2 protein-coding genes are annotated in these 1028 nt (G+C 54.1%); one reads left to right on the top strand and one right to left on the bottom strand.

Going from position 1 to position 1028, the window contains the following annotated elements:
• Nucleotides 1-241, top strand: a 241-nt coding sequence (locus tag A3AY_RS40135) for a hypothetical protein (RefSeq protein WP_210163019.1), incomplete at its 5' end; no start/stop codon positions are given.
• Between the two features lie 45 nt (nucleotides 242-286).
• Here the strand turns inward: A3AY_RS40135 and A3AY_RS0114500 are convergent.
• Nucleotides 287-1028: ABC transporter permease (locus tag A3AY_RS0114500; protein ID WP_018326383.1), on the bottom strand; the 742-nt coding region annotated here is incomplete at its 5' end.

Genomic DNA, 1028 nt, shown 5'->3' with positions numbered 1-1028 from the left:
AGCTGCTTCCCAACCCGTGAATGCGACAGCGAAACCGAGTGTAACGCCGTCATCTGCTGCGTTTGCGGGCATTGAGACACCTGCCAGAAAGGATGCCATCAAAGCCGAAGCTACAAAATTCTTGAACATTGCTATTCCCCTTTTCCATCGTCTGACCCTGTTATCAGGGCGCAGAACACCAATCCTTCCAACGACGTTGGAAAGTCCTTTTGGCCTTTGGGCCATCTTTTTGGGTTTTTGATCCGGACGGGGAGACTGATCCCGCCGCCCGGAAACCTTCTTTTTTTTAGGCTCTCTGAGTTTTCTTTTGAGCCAACAGTACCAGACCTGCGATGAGCACCGTTCCTACGATGAAGAGGAATGCTGCGGCCGCAATTGCCGGGCTGATATTTTCTCGAATTGTCGAGAACATTTGACGCGCGACCGTTCGCTGGTTCGGACCAGCGACGAACAGCGTCAACACGACCTCGTCTAAAGATGTGGCAAATGCGAACACCGCGCCAGAGACGACGCCGGGCATTGCCAACGGCAATGTGACCTTTTGGAGAACCACTAACGGCGATGCCCCAAGACTGGCTGCGGCGTTTTCAAGACGACGATCAATACCCTGCAGAGCAGCAGTCACGTTGACGACCACGAATGGGATCGCGATGACAGTGTGGGCAATGATGACGCCAAGATATGTATTGGCGAGACCGTATTGAGCGAACATCAGCTGCATACCGACGCCGAGAACGACCGCAGGGACCACCATCGGCAGCAGAAACACGGTTCGGAAAAAACTGAACAGCAGTGCCGCTGAGTTACCGCGCAGACCGAGGGCGGCGACCGTACCGAGGATCGTCGCCAGGATTGTGGTTCCCGAGCCGATGATGAGGCTGTTCATGATTGAGCGACGCCATGCATCAGCTGTGAACAGTTCGTGGAACCAACGGAACGAGTATCCGGGGATCGGATAATTCAGGAATATGCTGCCCGTGAATGCTAGTGGAAGAATTGCAAACAGGGGAGCCATGAGAAAGATGACG

It is taken from the genome of Rhizobium giardinii bv. giardinii H152, assembly GCF_000379605.1.
GTDB lineage: Bacteria > Pseudomonadota > Alphaproteobacteria > Rhizobiales > Rhizobiaceae > Pararhizobium > Pararhizobium giardinii.
Note: the sequence above shows the minus strand (reverse complement) of the source record. Positions and strands in the feature narration are given on the sequence as shown.